Annotated in this window: 1 protein-coding gene; it reads left to right on the top strand. The window is 65.9% G+C overall.

The window, feature by feature from the left end:
* The coding region (locus ACWDSI_RS20480; RefSeq protein ID WP_449757691.1) for an ISL3 family transposase at nucleotides 1-1,078 on the top strand (1,078 nt) is incomplete at its 5' end.
* Between the last annotated feature and the right edge of the window lie 13 nt (nucleotides 1,079-1,091).

Raw genomic sequence — 1,091 nt, 5'->3', positions numbered from 1 at the left:
GCCGCGCTACACGTGCGCCACCAGCGACTGCTCGACGTCGATCTTCCGTGCCGACCTCAGCGCGATCGTGGCCCCGCGAGCGCAGGTCACCTGCCGCACCACCACCTGGATTCTGCGGTCGATGATCTGCGACAAAATGTCGGTCACGGCCGCGGCCGCCGCGGTGGGGTTGAGCTGGAACACCGTCAACATCCTGGCCTGCGAGGCGGCGCGGTCCCTGGCGGCCGCACCTGACCGGCTCGCGGGCGTGCGGGTCCTCGGAGTCGATGAGCACAAGTGGAAACATGTTCGTGGCCAGGGGGATTCGAGTTTCGTGACCGTGCTCGTCGACCTCACCCCGTTGGTCGATGGCACCGGGCCGGCACGATTGCTGGACATGGTCGCCGGCCGCTCCAAAGCCGCGTTGAAGGACTGGCTCGACGCCCGCGATCAGGCATTCCGCGATCGTATCCAGGTGGTGACCATGGACGGGTTCAGCGGCTATCGCACCGCGGCGGCCGAGTCGCTGGACAAGGCGCGCGCGGTGATGGATCCGTTCCATGTGGTGCATCTGGCCGCGGAGAAACTCACCCTGTGTCGTCAACGGGTGCAACAGGATACGTGCGGGCATCGGGGTCGCAGCGGGGATCCGCTCTACGGTATCCGCCGCACCCTGTTGACCCGGATTGGGTTGCTCACCGACAAGCAGAAGACCCGCCTGCGCGCCGGCCTCGACACCCGTGACGAGCATGTGGCCGTTGCGGTCACCTACGCGATCTACCAGGACTTGATCGACGCCTACGACCAGCCGAACAAGCGGGACGGGAAGATCGCGATGTACAAGCTGCTCAAACGAATCCACACCGGCCTACCCGCAGGCCTCGCGGAGGTGGCGCAGCTGGGCCGATCGTTGTGGGCCCGACGTGCCGAGATCCTGGCCTACTTCGACACCGGCGCCTCCAACGGGCCAGTCGAAGCCATCAACGGACGCCTCGAGCACCTCCGCGGAATCGCCCTCGGCTTCCGCAACCTCAACCACTACATCTTGCGGTCACTCATCCACTCCGGCCAACTCGCAGAACGACTGCATGCACTCTGAATCCGGAAGAGCC

It is taken from the genome of Gordonia sp. NPDC003429, assembly GCF_053588575.1.
The sequence above is the reverse complement of the archived record's forward strand: the minus strand, read 5'-3'. Positions and strand labels throughout refer to the sequence as shown.